The organism is Clostridium puniceum (assembly GCF_002006345.1).
Lineage (GTDB): Bacteria > Bacillota > Clostridia > Clostridiales > Clostridiaceae > Clostridium > Clostridium puniceum.
In genome coordinates this window covers 1-601 of the sequence record NZ_LZZM01000155.1, presented here as the reverse complement: position 1 = coordinate 601, position 601 = coordinate 1, and the positions used below count along the sequence as shown (strand labels likewise).

General features: G+C 34.6%; 1 protein-coding gene. It reads left to right on the top strand.

The genetic code is table 11. The annotated features are described in order from the left end of the window. A partial coding sequence (locus CLPUN_RS12525; protein WP_278281646.1) for a group II intron maturase-specific domain-containing protein occupies positions 1-561 on the top strand: 561 nt, incomplete at its 5' end. Positions 562-601: the final 40 nt, after the last annotated feature.

The following is a 601-nucleotide window of genomic DNA, read 5'->3' as shown; positions in this document are numbered from 1 at the left end:
ATTACACATATCGATAAAGGGTTTGACTTTCTTGGCTGGACATTTAAGAAATACAGTGGAAAATTAATAGTGAAACCTTCTAAAATTTCTATTAAAAACATAATTAGGAGATGCTCAACAATAATCCTTAAGGAGAGCAAAGCTAGCACTCAATCTGACTTAATAAGAAGGCTTAATCAAGTCATAAGAGGTTGGACAAATTACCACAAACACGTGGTTGCTAGCAAAACCTTCTCAAATATTAACAACACCCTTTATAATTTACTACAGCAATGGGCAAAACATAGACACCCAAATAAGAACAAATGGTGGAGATTAAATAAATACTGGCATGAAAAAGGTTGGAAAAGATGGCTTTTCAAGACGGATGAATACAGTCTAATTAATTTGAGACGGATTAAAATCGTCAGACATCCAAAATTGCAGATTACAAAAACACCTTTCTTAGACAAGAATTATTTTGATAAAAGAAAGATAAAACTGCATACATTTGTTGCCGCCCGAAAGGGTGAAGAAATGCTTGAGCCGTATGAGCTGGAAACTCTCACGTACGGTTCTTAGATGAGGGAAAGGGAGAAATCCCTTTTTCTTAATCGATTAT